The 21,708-nt window shown below is 69.5% G+C and carries 23 protein-coding genes; 10 read left to right on the forward strand and 13 right to left on the reverse strand.

The window, feature by feature from the left end:
* Positions 1 to 44: 44 nt before the first annotated feature.
* From ACFPIH_RS10065 to ACFPIH_RS10085, 5 genes are all read left to right on the forward strand, one after another.
* Complete coding sequence (locus tag ACFPIH_RS10065; protein WP_381165348.1) at positions 45 to 1,118, forward strand: sugar kinase; 1,074 nt, start codon at positions 45 to 47, stop codon at positions 1,116 to 1,118.
* A complete protein-coding gene (locus ACFPIH_RS10070) occupies positions 1,115 to 1,879 on the forward strand; it encodes an IclR family transcriptional regulator (protein ID WP_381165346.1) in 765 nt (254 codons plus the stop codon). The genes ACFPIH_RS10065 and ACFPIH_RS10070 overlap by 4 nt, the downstream gene beginning before the upstream one ends.
* Positions 1,880 to 1,892: 13 nt before the next feature.
* On the forward strand, positions 1,893 to 2,297 hold the full coding sequence (locus tag ACFPIH_RS10075; RefSeq protein ID WP_381165344.1) for a RidA family protein: 405 nt from the start codon (positions 1,893 to 1,895) through the stop codon (positions 2,295 to 2,297).
* A 108-nt stretch (positions 2,298 to 2,405) separates the two neighbouring features.
* Complete coding sequence (locus ACFPIH_RS10080) at positions 2,406 to 3,854, forward strand: GntP family permease (protein WP_381165342.1); 1,449 nt, start codon at positions 2,406 to 2,408, stop codon at positions 3,852 to 3,854.
* A gap of 89 nt (positions 3,855 to 3,943) precedes the next feature.
* Positions 3,944 to 4,489: a hypothetical protein gene (locus tag ACFPIH_RS10085; RefSeq protein WP_381165340.1), complete on the forward strand. Its 546-nt coding sequence runs from the start codon at positions 3,944 to 3,946 to the stop codon at positions 4,487 to 4,489.
* Here the strand turns inward: ACFPIH_RS10085 and ACFPIH_RS10090 are convergent.
* Positions 4,486 to 5,844, reverse strand: coding sequence for a M14 family metallopeptidase (locus tag ACFPIH_RS10090; RefSeq protein WP_381165338.1), 1,359 nt, complete (start codon positions 5,842 to 5,844; stop codon positions 4,486 to 4,488). The two genes, ACFPIH_RS10085 and ACFPIH_RS10090, sit on opposite strands and share 4 nt — an antisense overlap.
* A 196-nt stretch (positions 5,845 to 6,040) precedes the next feature.
* Here ACFPIH_RS10090 and ACFPIH_RS10095 point away from each other — a divergent pair, with 196 nt between their 5' ends.
* Positions 6,041 to 7,375: an Nramp family divalent metal transporter gene (locus ACFPIH_RS10095; protein ID WP_381165336.1), complete on the forward strand. Its 1,335-nt coding sequence runs from the start codon at positions 6,041 to 6,043 to the stop codon at positions 7,373 to 7,375.
* 94 nt (positions 7,376 to 7,469) lie between these two features.
* The gene (locus tag ACFPIH_RS10100) at positions 7,470 to 8,051 is read left to right on the forward strand and encodes an isochorismatase family protein (protein ID WP_381165334.1); all 582 of its coding nucleotides are present in this window, start codon (positions 7,470 to 7,472) and stop codon (positions 8,049 to 8,051) included.
* Here ACFPIH_RS10100 and ACFPIH_RS10105 read toward each other — a convergent pair.
* The 4 genes from ACFPIH_RS10105 to ACFPIH_RS10120 all read right to left on the reverse strand — a co-directional run bounded on the left by ACFPIH_RS10105 (position 8,038) and on the right by ACFPIH_RS10120 (position 11,231).
* Positions 8,038 to 9,321, reverse strand: coding sequence for a hypothetical protein (locus ACFPIH_RS10105; protein ID WP_381165332.1), 1,284 nt, complete (start codon positions 9,319 to 9,321; stop codon positions 8,038 to 8,040). The two genes, ACFPIH_RS10100 and ACFPIH_RS10105, sit on opposite strands and share 14 nt — an antisense overlap.
* 55 nt (positions 9,322 to 9,376) lie before the next feature.
* Entirely contained in the window at positions 9,377 to 9,886 is a 510-nt protein-coding gene (locus tag ACFPIH_RS10110; protein ID WP_381165330.1) for a SigE family RNA polymerase sigma factor, read from the reverse strand.
* A 75-nt stretch (positions 9,887 to 9,961) separates the two neighbouring features.
* Positions 9,962 to 10,795 carry an SDR family NAD(P)-dependent oxidoreductase gene (locus ACFPIH_RS10115; protein ID WP_381165328.1) on the reverse strand — a complete coding sequence of 278 codons (834 nt, stop codon included), beginning with the start codon at positions 10,793 to 10,795 and terminating at the stop codon, positions 9,962 to 9,964.
* 22 nt (positions 10,796 to 10,817) lie between these two features.
* Positions 10,818 to 11,231, reverse strand: coding sequence for a PPOX class F420-dependent oxidoreductase (locus ACFPIH_RS10120; RefSeq protein WP_381165326.1), 414 nt, complete (start codon positions 11,229 to 11,231; stop codon positions 10,818 to 10,820).
* Between the two features lie 127 nt (positions 11,232 to 11,358).
* On the opposite strand from ACFPIH_RS10120, the gene ACFPIH_RS10125 reads away from it, so the two are divergent.
* The gene (locus ACFPIH_RS10125; protein ID WP_381165324.1) at positions 11,359 to 11,898 is read left to right on the forward strand and encodes a TetR/AcrR family transcriptional regulator; all 540 of its coding nucleotides are present in this window, start codon (positions 11,359 to 11,361) and stop codon (positions 11,896 to 11,898) included.
* Positions 11,899 to 11,909: 11 nt separating this feature from the next.
* On the opposite strand, the gene ACFPIH_RS10130 is transcribed toward ACFPIH_RS10125, so the two are convergent.
* Positions 11,910 to 12,101: a hypothetical protein gene (locus tag ACFPIH_RS10130; protein ID WP_381165322.1), complete on the reverse strand. Its 192-nt coding sequence runs from the start codon at positions 12,099 to 12,101 to the stop codon at positions 11,910 to 11,912.
* 10 nt (positions 12,102 to 12,111) lie between these two features.
* Positions 12,112 to 12,963: a helix-turn-helix domain-containing protein gene (locus ACFPIH_RS10135; RefSeq protein WP_381165320.1), complete on the reverse strand. Its 852-nt coding sequence runs from the start codon at positions 12,961 to 12,963 to the stop codon at positions 12,112 to 12,114.
* A 138-nt stretch (positions 12,964 to 13,101) separates the two neighbouring features.
* Here ACFPIH_RS10135 and ACFPIH_RS10140 point away from each other — a divergent pair, with 138 nt between their 5' ends.
* Both ACFPIH_RS10140 and add read left to right on the forward strand, forming a co-directional pair.
* Positions 13,102 to 13,638, forward strand: coding sequence for an ATP-binding protein (locus ACFPIH_RS10140; protein WP_381165318.1), 537 nt, complete (start codon positions 13,102 to 13,104; stop codon positions 13,636 to 13,638).
* Positions 13,639 to 13,655: 17 nt separating this feature from the next.
* Positions 13,656 to 14,693 (forward strand): adenosine deaminase, encoded by a 1,038-nt coding sequence (gene add, locus ACFPIH_RS10145; protein ID WP_381165316.1) that lies wholly within the window; start codon positions 13,656 to 13,658, stop codon positions 14,691 to 14,693.
* 28 nt (positions 14,694 to 14,721) lie between these two features.
* On the opposite strand, the gene ACFPIH_RS10150 is transcribed toward add, so the two are convergent.
* The 6 genes from ACFPIH_RS10150 to ACFPIH_RS10175 form a co-directional block, all read right to left on the reverse strand.
* Positions 14,722 to 15,078, reverse strand: a complete 357-nt coding sequence (locus ACFPIH_RS10150; protein ID WP_381165314.1) for a contact-dependent growth inhibition system immunity protein — start codon at positions 15,076 to 15,078, stop codon at positions 14,722 to 14,724.
* 34 nt (positions 15,079 to 15,112) lie between these two features.
* Complete coding sequence (locus ACFPIH_RS10155; RefSeq protein WP_381165312.1) at positions 15,113 to 15,346, reverse strand: hypothetical protein; 234 nt, start codon at positions 15,344 to 15,346, stop codon at positions 15,113 to 15,115.
* Positions 15,347 to 15,436: 90 nt separating this feature from the next.
* Entirely contained in the window at positions 15,437 to 15,835 is a 399-nt protein-coding gene (locus ACFPIH_RS10160) for a hypothetical protein (RefSeq protein WP_381165310.1), read from the reverse strand.
* 17 nt (positions 15,836 to 15,852) lie between these two features.
* Complete coding sequence (locus ACFPIH_RS10165) at positions 15,853 to 20,565, reverse strand: putative T7SS-secreted protein (protein WP_381165308.1); 4,713 nt, start codon at positions 20,563 to 20,565, stop codon at positions 15,853 to 15,855.
* Entirely contained in the window at positions 20,565 to 21,236 is a 672-nt protein-coding gene (locus ACFPIH_RS10170; RefSeq protein WP_381165306.1) for a hypothetical protein, read from the reverse strand. Before ACFPIH_RS10170 ends, ACFPIH_RS10165 begins: the two co-directional genes overlap by 1 nt.
* Positions 21,233 to 21,655 carry a hypothetical protein gene (locus ACFPIH_RS10175; protein WP_381165304.1) on the reverse strand — a complete coding sequence of 141 codons (423 nt, stop codon included), beginning with the start codon at positions 21,653 to 21,655 and terminating at the stop codon, positions 21,233 to 21,235. The genes ACFPIH_RS10170 and ACFPIH_RS10175 overlap by 4 nt, the downstream gene beginning before the upstream one ends.
* Between the last annotated feature and the right edge of the window lie 53 nt (positions 21,656 to 21,708).

A 21,708-nucleotide genomic window follows, 5' to 3' on the forward strand; every position in this document is an offset into this window, starting at 1 on the left:
GCGAGGTCAACGGACCCGCACCGACGCCGGGAGCTACGACGACCGTGCCCAACACCGGAGCCCGCGATGCCGCCGGCGCCGTGGACGTCGTCGCGCTCGGCGAGTCCATGGTCACCTTCCTGCCCTCCCGGCCCGGCCGCCTCGCCGACGTGCCCTCGTTCGACCGGGCCATCGGCGGCGCCGAGTCCAACGTGGCGTGCGCGCTGGCCGCCGCGGGGCACGCGGTGCGCTGGGTGAGCCGGGTCGGCGCCGACGGCTTCGGCGACCATCTCGTCGAGACCATCGGCGCGTACGGCGTGGACGTGGCCTCCGTGGGACGGGACGCCGCCCGTCCCACCGGCGTCTACTTCCGCACCGCGGGCGACCGGGCCACCGCCGCCCACGAGGTGGCGTACTACCGGGCCGGGTCGGCGGCCTCCACGATGTCCGTCGACACCGTCGACCTCGACGCCGTACGTGCCGGGCGGGTCCTGCACCTGACCGGGATCACCGCCGCCCTCTCCGCCGACTGTCTCGCCCTGCTGCGGAAGCTCATGGCCCCCGGCCCCGACCGCCCCCTCGTCTCCTTCGACGTCAACCACCGCCCCCGGCTGTGGACGGACGGCAACAGCCCCCGGGTGCTCCTGGAGCTGGCCCGCGGGGCCGACCTGGTGTTCGTCGGCGAGGACGAGGCGGCCGAGGTGTGGGGCCTGGACGGCGTCGACGACGTACGGGCCGCGTTCCCCGGCCCCGAGGTGCTCGTCGTCAAGCAGGGCGGGCGCGGGGCGACCGTCTTCCACAAGGGAAGCGGCAAGGGGAGCGGCAAGGGAAGCGGCAAGGGGAGCGTCCTGCACATGCCCGCCCCGCAGGTCGACGTCGTCGCCGCCGTCGGCGCCGGGGACGCCTTCGCCGCCGGGTTCCTCTCCGCGACCCTGCGCGGGCTGCCGATGCCGGCACGGCTCCGGCACGGCCATCTGATGGCCGCCGCCGCCCTGACCGTCCCCGGCGACCTCGCCGTGCCCCCGACCCGCGACCACGCCGACCGGCTGGCGGCCCTCGACGACCGGTCGTGGGGGACACTTCGACTCGGCCCCGGCTGGACCAGGGCCGATGCCCCGGAGGAGGTACGCACCCCATGAGCCAGACCGTCGACCGCGCCCTGAGCATCCTGCCGCTGCTCGCCGAGGGCCCCGCCGACCTCGGCCAGGTCGCCGACCGGCTGGGCGTGCACAAATCAACCGCGCTGCGGCTGCTGCGCACCCTCCACGAACACGGGCTCGTCTACCGCCAGTCCGACCAGCGCTACCGCCTCGGCGCCCGCCTCTTCGCCCTCGCCCAGGAGGCGATGGAGAACCTCGACATCCGCGAGATCGCCCACCCCCACCTCGTACGGCTCAACGAGGGCTGCGGGCACACCGTGCACCTCGCCGTGTACGAGGAGGGCGAGGTCCTCTACATCGACAAGGTCGAGAGCCGCTACCCGGTACGGATGTACTCGCGGATCGGCAAGCCGGTGGCCATCACCGTCGCGGCGGTGGCGAAACTCCTGCTCGCCGACCTGCCGGAGGCCGAGCGCCGCGCCGTCGCCGAGAAGCTCGACTACCCGATGTACACGGCCCGTTCGACACCCAACGCCCCGGCCTTCCTACGGGAGTTGGAGAGAGTGCGCGAACAGGGCTGGGCCACCGACCTCGGCGGCCACGAGGAGTCCATCAACTGCGTCGCCGCCCCCATCCGCGGCGCCGACGGCCGGGTGGTCGCCGCGATGTCCGTCTCCGCGCCGAACGTCGTCGTCTCCGCCGACGAACTCCTCACCCTCCGCCCGCTGGTGCGCCGTACGGCGGACGCCATCAGCGGCGAGTACTCCGGCCGAACCCCGCAGAAGGACAACGTCACATGAAGGACAGCGTCGTATGACTGACAAGATCGCGCTCACCCCGAAGACCCACACCACCCCGCCCGCGAAGTTCTCGCACGGCGTGCGGAAGGGCAACATCCTCCAGGTCGCCGGCCAGGTCGGCTTCCTCCCCGCCGAGGAGGGCCGGCCCCCCACGCCCGCCGGCCCCACCCTGCGCGAGCAGACCCTCCAGACCCTCGCCAACGTCAAGGCGATCCTGGAGGAGGGCGGGGCGCGCTGGGAGGACGTGATGATGATCCGCGTCTATCTGACGGACGTGGACCACTTCGCCGAGATGAACGAGATCTACAACCAGTACTTCGAGGACCTCACCGAGGCACCGGCCGCCCGTACGACGGTCTACGTCGGCCTGCCGGCGGGGCTGCTCATCGAGATCGACGCGCTGGCCGTCCTGGGCTGACGCTCCCTCAACTTCCTTATGTCGTAAGACGGTACGGCGCCCTCTGCGGTGCCGTACCGCGCTCCCCCCTGCCCGAGAGCACCTTGACCCCCCACCGAGGACCCCCACATGCCCACGCCACCCCACACCGGCGGCCTGCTCCTCCTCATCGACGGCACGGCCGGCCTCCTGACGGTCGCCGCGCTCGGAATAGCTCTCCTCCTCTTCCTGATCATCAAGGCCAGACTCCAGCCCTTCGTGGCCCTCCTCGCGGTCTCCATAGCCGTCGGCCTGCTCTCCGGGCTGTCCGTCACCGAACTCTTCGGCACCGTCCAGCGCTCGGACGCCGTCTCCACCATCGAGTCAGGCATGGGCGGCATCCTCGGCCATGTCGCGATCATCATCGGCCTGGGCACCATGCTCGGCGCGGTCCTGGAGGTCAGCGGCGGCGCCGAGGTGCTGGCATCGCGGCTGCTCGGCCTGTTCGGCGAGAAGCGCGCGCCCCTCGCCATGGGCGTGACCGGCGTCGTCTTCGGCATCCCGGTCTTCTTCGACGTCGGCATCTTCGTCCTCGCGCCGATCGTCTACGCGGCGGCCAAGCGCGGCGGGAAGTCGATCCTCCTGTACTGCCTGCCGCTGCTCGCGGGCCTGTCCATGACCCACGCCTTCCTGCCCCCGCACCCCGGCCCGGTGGCCGCCGCCGGCCTCCTCCACGTCGACCTCGGCTGGGTCATCCTCATGGGCGTGGTCTGCGGTGTCCCGGCGGTGCTGGCCGCGTGGGCGTACTCCGCGTGGATCGGCCGCCGGATCTTCGTCGCCGTACCGCAGGACATGGTCGAGGCGGCGGCCGAGGCGAAGCAGTCGGTCGTGGACGAGCAGCTCGCGCAGGGCGTGGCACCGCGCGAGGACCCGGTGCCGCTGGGCACCGTCCTCGGCATCATCGGTACGCCGCTGATCCTGATCCTCGCCGCCACCTTCTCGTCGATCGCCCTGGACCCGTCCACGGGCCGCTCGGTGATCGAGTTCTTCGGCCACCCCTTCGTGGCGCTGACCATCGCCCTGCTGCTCGCCTACTACCTGCTCGGCATCCGGCGCGGCTGGTCCCGCAAGTCCCTGGAGACGGTGTCGACGGCGTCGCTGAAGCCGGTCGGCAACATCCTTCTCGTGGTCGGCGCGGGCGGGATCTTCGGTGCGGTGCTGAAGGCGAGCGGGGTGGCGCAGGCACTGTCCGACACCTTCAACGACGTGGGCCTCCCGGTGCTCGTGCTGTCGTACCTCATCTCGGTGGTGCTGCGGGTCGCCCAGGGCTCGGCGACGGTGGCGATCGTGACGACGGCGGGCATCGTGGCCCCGCTGCTCGCGGAGGGCGATCACTCACAGGCGTTCGTCGCCCTGGTCATCATGGCCATCTCGGCGGGCTCGATCTTCGCCTCGCACGTCAACGACGGCGGATTCTGGATGGTCGCCAAGTACTTCGGCATCAGCGAGCGGGACACCCTCAAGACATGGACCGTGCTGGAGACGGTGCTGTCGGTGGCGGGGTTCGCGGTGGCGGCCGTATTGAGCCTCTTCGTGTAGGCGTCTTCGTGTAGGCGTCGTGTAGGCGTCTCATAACGAAGTTGGGGCTGGCTGTGTCCGGCACAGGATCTTCGACCATACTTCGCGCTGTGGAGCAGCAGCGGACAGGTGCGAACAGCCAGCCCCTCGAGGGCGCCGGATTCGACCCGGCATTCATCCCCGGGCTCTCGTCGCCCGTGAAGGATGCGCCGGAGGACACGAAGCCGGACGAGGATCTCGAGGACGTCGAGGACGTCGAGGACACGGAGCCCGAGGCCGTCGAGGAGGTGGAGGCAGAGGAGAAGACCGACGAGAAGACCGACGAGAAGACCGACGAGAAGACCGAGGAGTCGGAAGAGGTTCCTGACGACGGTCCGGTCTTCGAGGCCTCCGACCGCCGCGCGCGGATCTCCGCCGACGCCAAGGGCGTCCGGCTCCGCCTCGACGAGGAGGAGTGCGAGTTCCGCTGGGACGAGATCGGCGCGATCGAGACGGAGGCGCCGCGCTTCGGGAAGCGGTTCACCATCACGGTGCACACCCCTGACCGCCGCTGGTACCCGATCGAGATCGAGGCGACGGCCAGGGCGCGCTTCAACGAGTGGGAGACCCAGTTGGACGAGGTCCTCGACGCGTACTTCGAAGCAGAGGACGCCTAGCTGCAGTACTGGGTCTGCTTGCCAATGGACCGGTACATACAGTCCGCGTTCTCAAGAAGCTGGAGCACCGCGTCCCGGTTCCGGGACGTCTCCCGCTCGATCACCTCGTCGGGCGGGTAGAACCCACCCCCGGAGCTGGACGACGGATACATCTCGAAGGTGTACGAGAAGATCTTGTGCGTACCCCAGAGATAGTCGTCGATCGACCCGTCGGTGATGTACAGGTCGCTGGACTGCTCGGCGGTGTACCCGTTGCTGGCCGCCATCTTCTGCCCGACCGCCTTGAACGCCGCGTTGTCGTCGACGGTCATACCGGTCGCCGTGTCGGCGGTGGTGTACCCGAAGGGCCACAGCACCAGCTCGCTGTACGTGTGGAAGTCGACCCCGGCGGTGATCTGCTGCTTGCCGCCCACGACCCGGCTGCGTACGAAGTCGGCGACGACCTTCACCTCGGGCGCGGACTCGGCCGCCGTACCCCGGTAGGTCTCGGAGGACGTGGTGCCCGAGGAGCCGCCGCAGCAGCCCCAGCGGTAGTTCCAGTTGCGGTTGAGGTCGGTGCCGACGGCCGAGGAACCGGAGTTGGGCTGCCGGTTCTTGCGCCAGGAGCGGTAGGCGCCGGTGGCGATGTCGTACTCGCCGCCGTCCGGGTTGAGGTCCGGGACGATCCAGATCTCGCGCCCGTTGACCATGTTGGTGACCCGGGAGTCGGAGCCGTAGCCGGCGCCCAGCTCGCGCATCAGGTACAGGGCCATCTCGACCGTCATGTGCTCACGGGCGTGCTGGTGGTGGGTGAACAGCACCTCCGGCTCGGCCTCGTCGGTGCCGACGTTGTCGCTGATCTTGACGGCGACGATGTCCCGGCCGCCGTACGACTTGCCGATCACCCGCTTGCTCATGATGCCCGGGTAGGCGGCGATGCGCTGGTCGATCTCCGTCGTCATCTCGGCGTAGTTGTGGTACCGCGAGTCGGCCGAGGGGAAGTCGAAGAGCCGGATCTCGTCCTCGGCGGTCCGGTCGGGCGCGGCGCCCAGCGGGGTCACCTCGTAGCCCTGGGCGCGCAGCTTGCCGATCTGGTCCGCGCGGCCGGAGACGACGACCGTCTCCTCGTCGGCCTCGTCGATGCTCACGCCGGCCCGGGCGATCTCGGTGCGGGTGAGCGGGGTGCTGTGGTCGACGTGGATCTCGTACTGGCGGATGTCGTCCGCCGATGCGGTCGGCTTCGGGGCGCCGTCTGCCGAGGCGCTGGTCGTCGTCGCCGCGACGGGGGCCGCGAGGGCGAGGGCCAGCACGGCGGCGAGTGCGGCCGACCTTCTGCCGCTGCGGGGGCCGCCTGAGCCACGGATGCGAAGTCGCATGAACTCTCCTTGTGGGGAGGAGGGGCGTGGGGGGTCTGGCTGTGCGCTTGCTGTGCGGCGGTACGGGTGCCGCTCATGGTCAGGGTCTGGCATGAGCAGGTCAAGAGTCACCCAAGAGCCGCTGGCCTGAATCATGCGGGTGGAGTTCTCGCGGACGGTCTTGCCGTACCGGCCGCTTTAGGCTTTCTTGACCTTCATGGCGGACACCACGGGAAACCCCACGGACACCGAGGCACCATCCGGCAGCAACCCCCCGCACAAGCCCCCACCCCGTAAATCCAGTTGGCGGTACATCGGCCCCGGCATCGTCGTCGCGGCCACCGGCGTGGGCGCGGGCGACCTGGTCGCCACCCTCATCGCCGGCAGCAACTTCGGCTACACCCTGCTCTGGGCGGCGGTCGTCGGCTGCCTGGTGAAGATCTCCCTCGCCGAGGCGGCCGGCCGCTGGCACCTCTCCACCGGCCGCACCCTCTTCGACGGCTGGGCGAGCCTCGGCCGCTGGACGACGTACTTCTTCGCCGTCTACGCCGTCGTCTGGGGCTTCGTCTACGGCGCGGCGGCGATGTCGTCCAGCGCGCTGCCCCTGCAGGCCCTCTTCCCGGACGTGATGGACCTGGAAGGGTGGGGCATCGCGTGCGGCCTGGTCGGCCTGGTCTTCGTCTGGTTCAACAAGTACGCCGTCTTCGAGAAGGTCATGACGGTCCTGGTGGGCGTCATGTTCGTGGTGACGGTGTACCTGGCGATCCGGGTCACCCCCCACCTCGGGGACGCCTTCGCCGGCCTGCTCCCCGTCCTCCCGGACGAGAAGGACTCCGTCCTCAACACCCTCGGCCTGATCGGCGGCGTCGGCGGCACCATCACGCTCGCCGCGTACGGCTACTGGGTCAACGCCAAGGGCTGGACCGACACCGGCTGGATGAAGGTCATGCGGTTCGACAACCGCGTCGCCTACGCCACCACCGGCATCTTCGTGATCGCGATGCTCTTCGTCGGCGCGGAACTGCTGCACTCGGCCAACGTGGCGATCGCGAGCGGTGACAAGGGACTCGTCCAGCTGAGCGACATCCTGGCGGACGAATACGGCGGCGCGACCGCGAAGTTCTTCCTGATCGGGTTCTTCGCCACCTCCTTCACCTCGCTCATCGGCGTCTGGCACGGCGTCAGCCTGATGTTCGCGGACTTCGTGGCGCGTTTCCGGTCGCGGGAGGCGGCCCGCGGCGAGGAGGTCGCCTCCGGCGCGCGCGAGCGCTCCTGGCCCTTCCGGGCCTACCTGCTCTGGCTGACCTTCCCGCCCATGGTCCTGCTCTTCCAGGGCCAGCCCTTCCGCCTGGTCATCCTCTACGGCGTCCTGGGCGCGGCCTTCCTGCCGTTCCTGGCCGGCACGCTGCTGTGGCTGCTCAACTCCTCCCGTACACCGGGGGAGTGGCGCAACGGGCTGCTCAGCAACGCGATGCTGGCGCTGGCGGGGCTGCTGTTCCTGGCGCTGTGCGTGAAGCAGGTGTGGGACCAGCCGTGGTCGGAGTTCTTCTGAAGTTCCCCTGTCTCCGTTAGTTGACTTTCGCAAACTTGAGTTTGGCAAGCATCTCTCCTAGGGTGCGTGCTGATCCCCTAGGAGAGGTGCCGCCATGGCCGTGACCGTGCTCGACGAAAAGACCGCGCTCGTCCTGATCGACCTCCAGGCGGGCACACTCGCCGCCCCCACCAAGCCCCACCAGGCGGCGGACGTGGTGGCCCGGGCCGCCGAACTCGCGAAGGCGTTCCGCGCCGCCGGTGCCCCCGTCGTCCTCGTCCGGATGGCCACCGCCCCCGACGGCGCCGACGCGGCCCCCGGCCGCAGCGAGGCGGCCCGGCTGGCCGGAGGCCGCTCCCGCCCGTACGACCTCGGCCCGATCGCCGACCCGCTGACCGGACACGACACGGACATCCTGGTCACCAAGCGGACCTGGGGCGCCTTCCACGCCACCGACCTCGACCTCCAGCTGCGCCGCCGGGGCGTCACCCAGATCGTGCTCGCCGGCATCGCGACCAGCCTCGGCGTCGAGTCGACCGCGCGCGCCGCCCACGAGCACGGCTACCACGTCACGTTCGCGGTCGACGCGATGACCGACATCAACGAGGAGGCACACGACCACCGCGTGTCGTACCTCTTCCCGCTGATCGGCGAGCCGGGCACGACGGAGGAGATCCTGGCGCTCATGGCGTCGTAGCCGCGTCGTCCAGCCACTCGGGGCTGAGCGCGATGCTCCGCAGCTGCGCGATGGTGAGGGCGGGCGCGGTACGGGTCGCGTCCTGGTTCTGGTCGCCGGTGTTGAAGGCGCTGACGACGACCCGCAGCCCGTCCTCGCGCAGGGTGTCGACGGTCCACATGACGACCCCGGCGCCGCCCTTCTCGCCCGGCTCCTGCCGGACCATGACCCGCGTGCCGTCGGAAAGGGTCTCGGAACCGGACCCGAAGAGCTGGCCGGCGACATCGGACATGCCCGGCTGCACGTTCACCTGGACGAGGCTCGCGCCCTTGCCGTCGTCGACGACGAAGTAGCCGTACTGCGTCTCGTCGCTCCCGCTCGAGACGACGTCGAGGCCCTTGGGCAGGAGCACCTTGAGCTTGCGCAGGATGTTCGTACCGCTCAGCTCCCCCGGGAGGGAAGGGGCGCCCGTCGGGACGGCCACCGCCGTCTCCTCGGGCATGGCGGCGATGATCCGCCGCCACTCGTCGGCCGAGGCCAGCGCCTTCAACTGCGTCGGCCCCAGGGGCGGATCGGTCCGGGTGACCGGCTTGCCCTTCTCCGCCGGGGAGTTCCACTCGCTGACGCTGACGTGGTGCCCGGCCGGGGTGACCAGGTCGGCGACCCACGCCTTGGTTTCGGCGCGGCGGTCCGGATACTCGTACCCCTGGTAGACGGTGATCGCGGACCCGTCCGACAAGGACTCGGTCTTGCAGCTGTAGTCGTCCGACGCCGCGTCGTCGTCCGTACACGGGATCACCTCGGCCAACGGGTTGACCTCGGTCCCGGTCTGCGGGACCCGGCCCAGGCCCACCGAGATGGCGCCCTCGCCCTGGCCGTCGTCGAACACGAGCTGCGCCATCGGAGGCAGCTCCTCGTCCGTGCCCCGGCCCGCCTTCTGGCTGAACTTGCCCTTCGGCAGCAGCTTTTCGAGCGTGCGGATCACGTCGTCGGCGGAGAAGCCGGCCGCCGGTGTCGGTGTACCGCTCCCGGAGACGGACGAGGTCCGGGGGGCGGGCGTTCCGTCCCAGGGCGCGAGCAGGGCCCCGCCCACCCCCACGAGGGCGAGGCCCGCCGCGCTCCCCACGATCGCGGTCCGACGCTGCAACTGCAGCCGCCGGCCGCGCCGTTCGCCGGCCGTGGCGAGCTCGGTGCGGGGGGAGTCGAAGGCGCCGCCCACCTGGTGCAGGGCGGCGGAGAGACGATCCTCGAACGGATCGGCGTGCTGGTCCGTGTGCTGGTCTGCGGGCATGGTGAACCACCGTTTCCACGGGCTGGTGATGAAGTCGGAGTAGTGGGGGTGTCTCTCAGGGGCGGGCGTACTCGCCGATGTCCTCCCCGAGCAGCTCACGAAGCCGCCCGAGGGCTCTGGTGCAGCGGGTCCGTACGGCCGCGGAGCTGGCGTTCATGGCCCCGGCGGTCTCCTCGACCGACCGGTCCTCCCAGTACCGCAGGACCACGACCGCCCGGTCCTTCGCGGGCAGCCGGCCGAGGGCCTGGAGCAGGGTGAGTCTCAGCGGGGTGTCGGTGCCGCCGCCGTCCGGCACGTCGGGGAACGCCTCCACCACCCGCTCACGGCTGCTGCGCCGCCGCTGGTGGGCGAGAAAGGTCCGGGTCAGGACGGTCTGCGCGTACGCCGCCGGATTGTCGGCCCGGGACACCCGCCCCCATCGCACGTACACCCTGCCGAGGGTCTCCTGGACCAGATCCTCGGCGAGATGCGTGTCCCCGGCGGTGAGCAGACACGCGGAGCGGTACAGATGCCCGGCGCGCGCCGCCGCGAACTCGGCGTACTCGTCCGCACGGACCGTCCTCATACGTCTCCCCCTGCTCGGCCACCGTGCTGTCGCACCGCCCTCACCTCATTGATGCGCCGGGGTACGGGAAATGTTTCAGACGAACCCTGCGGCTGCCAACAACTTCTGGGTGTGCCGGTGCAGTCGCCGTGCTTCCTCGACCGTGAAACCGGGCCCGTGCGGACTGAGCGGCTCGCCCTGCGCAAAGGCGCTGAGCGGTGCGGTGGGCGGGTCGTCCAGCACTTTGACGATCGGCGTCAGGGCCTCCTGGACCGACCGGGCGGACCGGCGGATGGCCTCGATCTGCGCCGTGGTGTCCGCGGTGTACTCCCCCGAGAAGCTGGTGCCGACCGTTCCCGGGCCGAGCAGCACGTACCGCACGGCGGTGTCCGGTCGACGGTCCGCGAAGTCCACACCGAGCAGGTCATTGAGCCGACCGCCTTGGGCGAGTGCCCGTTGCCCGTCGTACTCCCGGGCGAGTTGCAGGTCTTCCCAGTGGATTCGAGCCCGGCCGCCGGGACCCGCGACGTTGAGGACGACCGGGCGGGCGGCGGCTTCCAGGAGGTCCGCCAGCCCGTGGCTCAGCAGGAAGCGGCTGAGGTAGAAGTGCGCGAAGGTGTTCTCGAAGCCTTCGGCCGTGACCAGGCGGGTGGTCCGGAAATGCCGGGCGCACAGCACCAGGGTGTCGACCTTGCCGAAGGACGACCGGACGCTTTCCAGCGCGGCTGCGGTCTCGGCCATCAGGCTGAGGTCGGCACGTACGAAGTGGGCCCGCCCGGCCGCACCTCGTTGCCGTGCGGCGTCCAGCCAGGCCCTGCCCTTCTCCGCGTTGCGCCCGACGACCACTACCTCGTGTCCTCTGCCCAGGTAGTGGTGGGCGAGGGCCCTGCCGATGCCGTCCGTGCCGCCGGTGATGACGTGGGTCTTCATCGCACTCCTCCTTTTGGGGGGCTCACAGGAACCGGGCCGCGATCTTTTCCGGGGTGACGTGGATCGTGACCAGTTCCGGGAGCGCGGCGTACGACTGCGGGTTGTGTTCGGCGTAGGTCTGGCCGGTGTACTTGATCGCCAGTTCGTCCATGCGTTCGCGGACGCCCACGCTGTCGAACCGGGCGGTGCCGCTGATCACGGCGTATCCGTAGGGCTCGTCCGGTGGGTTGACCGTCAGGCTGAGCCGAGGGTCGCGCCGCAGATTGCGCACCTTGACCTTGTCCACGCCGGTCACGAAGAACAGGTCGTCGCCCCGCCTGCCCACCCAGACCACGGACTGGTGCGGACTGCCGTCGGGACGCAGGGTCGCGACGGTGACGAAGACCCTGGAATCGAGGGCTTCCCTCAACTTCTCGGACATGCGGACCTGGCTCACGTAGGACTCCTGTGACTCCTGACGAAGTGAAAGTGCCGCAACTATGTGACAGTTGGCCTGTGATCCGCAATACCCATGTGACATCAACTGGGCGATCGGCCGCACCGTTGCGTATGCTCTCGTCACGATGAGAGCTGACGCGGCACGCAACCTGGACGCGGTCCTGCAGACCGGAGCACGGCTGCTGGCGCGCGACCCGAGCACGAGCATCGCGGCGATCGCGGCGGCGGCGGGCCTCGACCGGCGTACCGTCTACCGCCGTTTCGAGACCCGCGAGGCGCTGATGGCCGCCGTCCACGTGGCCAAGCTCGACGCCTGCGAGGAGGTCGTCGCCCAGGCGCGGCTGACGGAGGCCCCCGTGGCGGTGGCACTGCACCGGTACGCGGAGGGCATCATCGCGGTCAGCAGGCGGTGGCCCGTGGACGTCCAGCAGGTGCGCGAGGAAGCGACGGCCGCCCGCCTCCGGCGACTCATCGAGCAACTCGACGCCTTCATGGCCCGCGCGGTCCGCGAGGGCGTCATCCGGCCCGGCCTTCCCGACCGCTGGGCCCGCTCCCTGCTAGTGCACCTCACCAACATCGCCGCACACGAGACGCCGGAGCTGTCCCCTGCCCAGGGGGCCGACATGGTGGTCGACTCCCTGACCACGGGACTCGGCATCACCTGACGCGGTGAGCTTCAGAGCAGGTGGTCGGCCTTCCCCGCCTTGATGTCCAGGATCATCGTACGAAGCGCTTCACGGGAGTCGGATAGGTAGGCGTCCTCGGCCCCGGCTATGGCGATGTAGGCGTTGCCGGCGGGGTCGGTGCCGAGGCGGAAGCAGGCCGATCCCTCCGCGCAGAACGGGTCTTCCCACGTGATGTCGGGCATGGCGGTCTCCTCAGAGCTGGCTGGCGACGTCCTGGATGAACCTGTACGACTCCTCGGGGGAGAGCGCGCGTTGCTCCATCCAGTCGAGTTGCGCGCGGTACTTGGACAACTGGACTTCCTGGTACAGGAATTCCGGTCCGTGGGTGCTGTCGATCTGAACGGTGTCCAACTGCGGTACGGGCCCCTCCAGATAGACCACGGTCTGCCCGGCACCGGGGAACGATCCCGCGTCGAACGGAATGACACGCAGCGTCACCTGAGGCCGCTCCGACGAGGCGAGCAGATGCTCCAACTGTCCTCGCGCGACCTTGCGCCCACCGAACTGCATCCGCAGCGCGGCCTCATGCAGTATCCCGACGTATTCGGTGGGCGGGGCGCCTTCCAGAACCCGTTGCCGTTCCAGCCGGTGGGCGAGCCGCAGGGCGACTTCGTGCTGGGGCAGGGGCGGCAGCGCGGCCTTGAAGACGGCCTGGGCGTGGTCGCTGGACTGCAGAAGCCCCGGCATGTGGATCAGGTGCACGCTGCGGATCCGCACGGCGTGGTGCTCCAGTTCGGCGATGTCGAGGATCCCGGCGGGAAGGCTGCCCCGGTACCGCTCCCACCAGCCCCGTTCGGCGGGCTGGGCCATCTCGACGAGGGCATCGACGTACGCCTCGTCGTCGCAGTCGCAGTTGCAGGCCAGGGTGCGGAGCCGCTCGGGGCTGATGGCGCGCGTTCCCGACTCGATGTTGGAGATCTTGCCCCGGTCCACGCCGAGCAGCCCCGCCGCGTACTCGCCGGTCATACCGGCTGAGGTGCGCATCCTCCGTACCTCAGCCCCGAGCCTCTTCTGACGCTCGGTCGCAGACGTCCTCGCGGCCATGCGCTGCCCTCCTCACAACCGGAGTCACCCTATCGGTGCCTGTGTTCTCCCGAAGGTGGGGCAACATAACCCCCGATGCCCTACATTCGGTGACGAACAAGCTACACACGGTACCTGCCCTGCTCACAAGGAGGCTCCATGCCCATGCCCCTCTGTCCCCTCGCGCCCAAATTCCCCGCGGACTTCACCCCGCCCTTCCCCGAGACCCTCTCCTACAGCCTCACGCTCCCCGCGGCCCTGGCCAGCCCCGCCCTCGCGAGGGCGACGACGCGCGAGGTCCTGAAGGTCCACGGCCTGGATGGCATGCTGGACCCGGCGCTGCAAGCGGTAGGCGAACTGACCGCAGTGGCAGCCCAGTTCACGCAGTCACCGGACTTCTACCTCTCCCTCCGCTACCGGGCCGACACCCTCCGCGTGATCGTCTACGACAACCACCCCCGCCACACCCAGCCCCGCCTCGCCACCGCCTGCGACACCCGCCGCCGCGCAGCCCTCCGCCTCCTCGCCTGCGTCTGCCGCGCCTGCGAGGGCGACTGGGGCTTCGGCGAGTCCCGCGAACCGGGCGGAGGGACACGCATGTGGGCAACGCTCCCGAGGCCGAGCGCGACGGCGTACGGGACGGGCGCTCCGTACACCCCGGTAGCGACCAGCGCTGAACGGCCGTCGCGGGGGTAGCCCTAGAGTGGCGCACCATGCGCAGCCTGGCCCGTCTACCGAAGGCCCATCTCCATCTCCACCTCGAAGGCGCGATGCGCCCCGCCACGCTCGCGGAACTAGCGGGAGAGGTTGGCCGACCGCATTCGGCCCTGGGCGGCTTCACGTCGTTCGAGGACTTCACGTCCATGTATCGCGTAGCCGCGCGACTGGTGCGCGAGGGCCCGCGGGAGAACCTTCTGCGGCTGGTGCGCGAGGTGGTCGAGGATGCCGCCGCAGATGGGGCGGTCTGGGTCGAGCCGCACGTGAACCCCCTGACCTACGTGGACGATCCGGCCGCTGCGCTCGACCTGCTGGACGTGGTGATCGACGAGGGTCGCCGCACCGCTGCCCGGCTGGGGATCGGCTTCGGCGTTCTGATGTTCGCCCGGCGTAACGCGGATCCTTCGGAAGCTGTCGAGACGGCCCGCCTCGCGGCCCGGCGGGCAGGCGACGGGGTGGTCGCCTTCGGTCTGGCCGGCAACGAGGCCCACTATCCCGCTGAGCCGTTCGCCGAGGCATTTGCCATCGCCCGTGACGCCGGGCTGATTTCCGCCCCGCACGCGGGGGAACTCGCCGGTCCGGCCAGCGTGCGCGCCGTACTCGACGTGCTCGGCGCGCGACGGATCGCCCATGGCGTGCGGGCGGTTGAGGACCCGGCTCTCGTCGCCCGCCTGGCTGCGGAAGGCGTCGTCCTGGACGTCTGCCCCACCTCGAACATCGCCCTTGGCGTCGTGGAATCCCTGTCTGTCCATCCCCTACCGCTTCTGCTGCAAGCCGGCGTGCGCTGCACGCTCAATGCCGACGACCCCCTCCTGTTCGGCGCCGGCCTGCTGGAGGAGTACGAAACGGCCCGCGCGGTGTTCGCCCTCACCGACGCCCAACTCGCCGCGATAGCCCTCACCTCGCTCGAGTCCTCCGGCGCCCCGCGCGCAACAGTGGACGATGCGGTCACGCTCATCGGCGACTGGCTGGGCACCCCTGGGCTTCACAACAGGTCCGAGGTTGATTTCCGGAATTCCTCTACGTTCCGCTGAACGTATTCCGACAAGTCGGTGAGCATGCTCACGGTCTCGTCGTTGAGTTCTTCCTCGTCAGAACTGCCGACAGCAGATCGTCGTCGTACCAGCCCGTGACGGCTTCGTCCGGCGCCGTCTCGCGCAGGAAGTCCAGCGCGACGGGAAGAAGCCACCTGAGGCCCACGTCCTGGCCGATCAGCCGACGCAGGTCCTCTACCGAGAGGTTTTTGATGGGGTGCTTCCTCAGCTCATGGACACTCCGCAGGCTTCCTTCCAGGTCTTCAACGGATCTTTCCTTGTCGACAGAATCCGAGAGCATGAGAATCGGAAGCACTTCGTCGGTATCCGGCCGCTGTGAGACTCGGCGCAGCTCTCGTTGAATGTCCTCGATCTCGCGGATCATGCCTGAAGCGGCCCGGACGATATGAGGTGTCCCTTCATGCGTCGCCGTCCCGCAGTCGCCGCGCGATGCCGATGTCCTGCTGCAGTGCGCTGAACCGGGGTGGCACCCGGCTCGCATCGAGGACCACGACATGCAGCCGATCTCCGACCTGGGGTGGGGAAGTGCCCTCGTCCCACCAGGAGGGATGTTTCACCTGATCGATGAATCCGGTCCCACCTTCGTCGGCGTCGACCTTCGCACCGACCGGGGCCACGGCCACCACGATCACGTCAAGCTCCCGATGGCGGTGCAACGTCATCGTCGGACCCGGATCCCCTTGTTGCCGTCGGCGGCGTTCTGAAGCCTTCAGAGGCGCATGCTATTGCTCTTCGAATCTGACGTATTGCAGATGCTCCAGGATGATTTCCAGATCAGCCAATGCATTGCGGCAGAACTCTTGATCCAGGGCGCTGAGGGAGTTGACGACATTTCTGAACGAGGGGTCGGCGAGGCCGCCGGCTTCGGCCAAAACCCGATCCGGGACAAGTACCCAATTTTTCCGTGTCGTGTCAAGCGTCCAGTCGACCTGTGTCGGAAGCGCTCTGACGGCAGCCTCGATGCGTTGTGCGAGTCCCTCCTGAGGATTGGTATAGCGCCATCCCAAATAAGGAAGCTGGATGTATCCGTGTGTAGGGTTGACTTCTGCGGGGAGTGCAAACCATGCAAGCTCCCCGAATCTGCTGAGCACTCTCATCGCCTGCTCACCGCGAGCTGACATGATCATCCATTCTTACGTCACCAGAGGGGCCCTGCGTATCCGCCATTTGCGACAACAAGTTTCTTTCCCGGGTTCTCCAGGCGGATTGCTCTTTCGTAGTCCCCGTAAGTGATTGGGTTCGAACTCATCGCTGGATCGTATACGTATCGACCGTCAGTGTAGACATCGTGGTACCGGTACTCCGTCACCATGCTGCCCGAGTTCTCCGGGATATTGATGGACGAACTGTTGCGTGTGGTGAAGTTGATGATCTTTCCTTGCCCTCCGTTCTCCCTGAGGATGTATTCGGCGATCTCGGAGCAGTCGATGTTTCCACCGATCGGCGCGGCTCTCATTGCCGCTGTCGCCCCCTCGTCGGGGAGGTGATCCGGGTTCGGTTCCCTGAAGTCGTACGTGCCGCGGTTACCCTTCTGGCCAGGGTAGTCCGGTGCGAGTCCGAGGGAATCGGAACCTGTATGCGGATTGTCGACATAGGTAGAAGGGTTGGGCCCCGGAACCAGACCCAGCGGGTCTCGCGTGAGATATCGCGCTGTTTCGGGGTCGTAGGTGCGGAAGTAGTTGTAGTGCAGGCCCGTTTCCGGGTCGTAGTACTGGCCTGGGAAGCGGAGTGGGGTGTAGGCCGTGCTGTTTGACGACCAGGCCGTTGTGCCCCACAGGGTGCTGCGGGTGCGCCAGGCGATGTCGCCCTGTTCGTCGACCAGTTCGCTGGGGGTGCCGACCAGGTCGGTGACGATGGCGAAGAAGCGGGAGTCGATCTCCTCCTGCCTGGCATCGGCGGCGAGGATGCGTTCGGTCTGGGTTATCGGGTACAGGCCCCGGTGGTTCCAGGTGAGGGTGACGGGGTTCGGTAGGTCCGGGGAGACGGTGGTCTGCTCGCACAGCGTTGTGCCGTCCCAGGTGAACAGCACACGTTCGACGACCGTTTCGCCGTCCTGCGCAAGACGGAGTTTGGCGGTGCGGCGGCCCAGGGGGTCGTAGGCGTAGCGCCAGCGGGTGCCGTCGGGGGTCGTCACCGACGTCAGGCGGTCCTCGGCATCCCACTCGTAGCGCCAGGTGTCCGACTTGCGGGAGAGGCGGGTCTTCCGGCGGACGACGATACGGCCGAGGGCGTCGTGTTCGTAGCGGACGCGGCCCGCCCGGGTGATGCGGGTGCCCGTGTACTCGCGGTCGCCGGTGGCCTCCGAGCCCGGGTGTGAGGCTGGCCAGGACGCTGACGCCTGGTTGCCCGCCGCGTCGTAGGCGTAGGTCTCCGTCCAGTTCGCCGCGTGTACCGCGGTCACGCGGCCCGTCGCGTCGATGTCGAAGTGGCGGGAGCCGGAGAGCTGGTCGTCGATGCCGATCAGATTGCCGTCGGCGCGGTAGGTGTACGCGCGGGACTGGAGGGCGTGACCGCCCGCTCCCGTCACCGACTGGGTCGTCAGGCGACCGGTGGCGTCGAAGCCATGCTCCAGGGTGACCGTGGCGCCGACCTGGCGGGTCAGTTCGCGGCCCGCGACGTCGTACGTGAAGTCGATCGCGCGGCCCGAGGCGACCATCCCGGTGCGGCGGCCCGCCGCGTCGTACGACCAGGTGGTGGCGGCGCCGGTGGGTGTCGTACGGCCCGTTCGGCGGCCCAGGTCGTCGTGCGTGTACGTCAGGGTGCGGCCGTCGACCGTCTCCGACCGCAGGTGCCCGAAGCGGTCGCGCAACAGGGTCAGGGTCGTGCCGTCCGGGCCCGTCGCCTGGGCGAGCTGGTCCGTCATGTCGTACGCGTACGTCGTGACCTGGCCCGACGCGGCCTTGCGGATCACCTGGCCCAGCTCGTTGCGCTCGTACGCCACCGTCTCGCCGAGTGCGTTCGTCCGGGAGGCGAGGCGGCTCGCCGCGTCGTACGTGTACGTCAGCGTGCGGTCGTCGAAGTCGGTTTCTGCGACCACGCGGCCGGCCGCGTCGTACTCGTATGTCCACGTCAGGCCCTGTGCGGCGGTGACCTTCGTCAGGCGCAGTTCTGTGTCGTGGTCGAAGGCGTAGCGCACGCCGTCCGGACCCGTGCGGGCCGTCAGGAGGTCGAAGTGGGTGTACTCGAAGGTCGAGACGGCACCCATCGCGTCGGTGTGGGTGGTGCAGTTGCCCTCGCCGTCGTAGGTCCAGGACTCGGTCGTGTCGTCGGGGGCCGTGCGGCGGGTGAGGCGGCCCTCCACCGTCCACTCCAGGCGGGTCGTCGCGCCGGTGGGCTCGGTGACGGCGACAGGGCGGCCGAAGGCGTCGCGTTCGTAGCGGGTGACCGCGCCGAGCGGGTCCGTGATCGCCAGGGGGAGGCCCGCCCGGTCGCAGGTCACGGTGGTCACCGCGCCGAGAGGGTCGGTCACCGACGTCAGATGGCCGGCCTCGGTGTGGGTGAAGCGGGTGGTGCGGCCCGCCGGGTCGGTGACGGAGGTGCGGTTGCCACGGTCGTCGTACGTCTGGCGGATCGCCGTACCGTCAGGGTTGACCACCTCCACCGGTCGGCCGAGCGCGTCGTACTCCGCCCTCGACTCGCGGCCGTCGGGGCGGACCACGGCCGTGAGGTTGCCCGTCTCGTCGTAGGTGAACGTCGTGCAGTGGCCCAGGGGGTCGGTGCGGGCGAGGAGGCGGCCGCGGCGGTCGCGTGCGAAGAGGGTGCTCGCGCCGAGGGGGTCGGTCTCGGCGACCACCTGGCAGGCGTCGTTGACGGCGTAGCGGCGGGTGTGGCCCTCGGCGGTGGTGGTCTTGGTGACCCGCAGGCCGGTCGCGGGGTTCCGCTCGCCGTAGGACAGGCGCAGCGTCATGTGGCCGTGCGTGCCGCCCTCGGCGACACAGCGGTCCCGGTCGTCGTACGCGTACGTGTAGCCGCGGTCGTTCGTGTCGGTCCAGGAGGTGACGCGGCCCGCCTCGTCGTAGGTGAAGCGGAGCGGGAGCGCCGATGAGTTGATGACCTCCGTCAGGTCGCCGTCCGTGTAGCCGTAGCGCATCAGCGGCCCACCGAACAGGCTCAACTCAGTGACCCTGCCGTCTTCCGTGGCGATGCGCACGTCGTAACCGGCGCTCGACACGATCCCCAGCGGGGTGCCCCCGGCGTCGTACTCGAAGGTGAGCCAGTTGCCGTTGCGGTCGTCTATCTGTTCCAGGACCGCCAGGTCGTCGGCGCGGTCGGCGAAGTGCCAAGTGCGGTGTGTCTGCGGGTCGGTGACCGTGTAGCCGCCGTCCACCCGGTCCAGCGGCCATCGCGGCCCGTGGGCCGGGAGGGTGGGCAGGCCGGGGGCCGGGTGCGGGTAGGCCAGCAGCAGGCCGTCCTCCGTGACGAGGACGACTCCCTCGGAGTCGATCTCGAGGCGCTGGTCGACCGTCGAGGACCAGGAGGGGCCGAACCAGCGGCCGAAGCGGTAGCCCGACTCCACCCGCCGCCGGAAGACGAGGGGGAGGGCGCCCGGCAACGTGACGTCCGTCTGCGGCAGGTACATCTTGCCGGTGGTGAGGTCGACCGGGTCCGAGGGGTCGTGGTCCACCTTTTCGCGGGGGTTGGGGGCGTCGTGCCCGGGACCATCGGTCCTGGCGGTCTCGGCGGCCCCCTTCGCCTCCCGCCGCGCCGACGACTCCGCGGCCTCCTCCATCCCTTCCTTCAGCGCCGTGCGCAGGCCGCCCCGGGCCAGGCCCATTCCCTTGGTGCCCAGGAGTTCGGGGAGGAGGCGGCCGGTGAACTCGGAGGGGTCCTGCTTGAAGCCGTCCCAGGCGGCTTTCACCGTGCGCTCCGGGTGGGAGGCGGCGGAGACCAGGCCGGAGAGGGTCATGCTGACGTTCTGGAGGTACTGCGCCGGGTGCGTGAGGTTGTAGGGGTCAGTGGGGTTCAGGCCGCGGGCGAAGTTCACCAGGCCGGCCGTGCCCTTGACCACGCCGCCGAGGAGGTGTGTGCCCTCGGTGTTGAGTGCCTGGTAGCCGTCCATGGCGTCGGCCTTGAGGCGGTCCAGGGCCGGGGGCTCGGCGGGGGCGTGGGCCAGCGCTGCGGTGACCGCCGTGGCGGCGGTGCGGCCGGCGTCGTTGCGCTGGCGGCGGGCCTCGGCCAGGATCTCGCGGGCGCGTTTCACGTCCGCCGTACCGGGGTCGGTGAAGGGTTCCGGGCGCGGACCCGGGTCCTCGTTCGCCTTGATCTTGGCGTTGTAGGCGTCTACGCGTTTGTTGTACGCGGTCGCGGCGTCCTCGGAGGCCTTCTTGCCCTGCTTGTAGAGGTCCACGGCCTCCTGCGCCTGGCCCTGTGCCCAGGTGACCGTGCCGGCGAAGTCCTCCAGCGCCTTGGCCGCCTTGTCGCAGGCGTCGGCCGCGTGCAGCCACTTGGCCGGGTGCATGGCGAACTTCTCGCGGAAGGTGTCGGCTGCCTCGCCCTTCCAGTGCGAGGAGTCCAGCTTCCGCATGCCGTCGCCGGTGGTGTCGAAGGCCTTCTTGAAGTCCTTCAGGTGGGAGGCGGAGGCGCGGATGGCGGCCGGGTCGCCGTGGACCAGTTCGTTGGCCTGGTCGGTGTCGCCGAGTTGCTGCTCGCCCGGGGTCGCGCCGAGGTTCGAGGCCAGGCCGTCGCCGAAGTCCTCGACCTTGTCGGCCAGATCGTGCGCACCGACCTTGTCCAGGCCCTCCCCGACCAGGTCGGTGCCCTTGTCGATGCCCTCGCCGAGCAGCTTCTTGCCCGCGTCGATGCCGTCGTCGAGCTTGTCCAGACCGGAGTTGACCAGATCGCCCAGCCCCATCAGTCGGCCTCCCCGTCCTGCTCCTGCTCGGCGGCCTTGGCGCGCTCCTCGGGCGAGGGGCCGAACATGCCGTCCAGATACTGGTCGTACTCCTGGTCGCTCACCCCGAACGCGCCGTGCAGGTTCTCCGGGTTCATGTACGCCGGTCCCGCCCACCGCGAGGTCATGACGTCCCGGCCCGCGTCCTTCCAGCCCTGCTTGCTGTTCTCCCAGGCCTCGTCGAAGGACTCCCCGCTGTAGTCGGGGTGGGTGTAGGCGTCGTAGCCGCTGGTGGCGACCTCGCCCCAGCCCATCTGCGTGACCTCCTCCTCGGTGGCGTACGGGTTGCCCACCAGGGAGTTCAGGCCGATCTTCAGGGAACCCCCGACGTACTGGTCGGTCTCGTACAACGTCCCCGCCGCGAGGCCCACGTTCTGCGCGAAGCCGTTGCCCTCCATCACCAGCGCGCGCACGCCCCACTCCCAGCGCTCGCAGAACGACTCGAGGGCCGACCTCAGTCCGTCGTGCCCCAACTGCAGTCCGGAGAGCGAGAGTTCGGAAAAGCCCCGGCCCGCCCCGGCCATGCTGTCGACGCCGATCTCCTTCAACTCGGCCAGCGTCAGGGTGATGCCCTGCGCGATCGAGGACAGCCCCGACGCCTTGATGTCCTTGCCATCCGCGCTCTCGCTCACTGCGACTCCCCGTCCACCGCCACCGCGTCCGGCACGATCCCCGTCACCGGCGGGAAGAGCACCCCGTCGCCCTCGCTGCCCACGTCCAGCGCCACTCCGCACGGCACGCCCGTCGCGCCGACACCGGCGTCCAGGAGCCTGGCCCCCAGGACCGTCCGGTACGGCCATTCACGCGCGCCTTCTCCCCTCGCGATCGCGAATCGGGCCAGCGCGGGCTCGTCGGAGAAGGCGTAGATCCAGCGGATACCGCCGAAGTCGGCGGCCAGGGGGACCTCGTCGCCGTCGACCGGCACCAACGGGACGAGGACGGCCGTCCGGCGGAACTCGCCCAGCAGGGACGGGAACTCCCGCCGGTCACGGGCGAGGAGCGCCGATGCGCCGACGGTGTCTTCCGGCTCTGTTCCCCCGTATTCAGCCATGCCGGAAATCATCACATCAGCTTGTTGCCGGGTGCAACGCGGCTTCCCGCGCC

Origin of the sequence: Streptomyces vulcanius, assembly GCF_042653945.1 — a bacterium.
In the GTDB taxonomy this organism is placed as follows: domain Bacteria; phylum Actinomycetota; class Actinomycetes; order Streptomycetales; family Streptomycetaceae; genus Streptomyces; species Streptomyces mangrovi.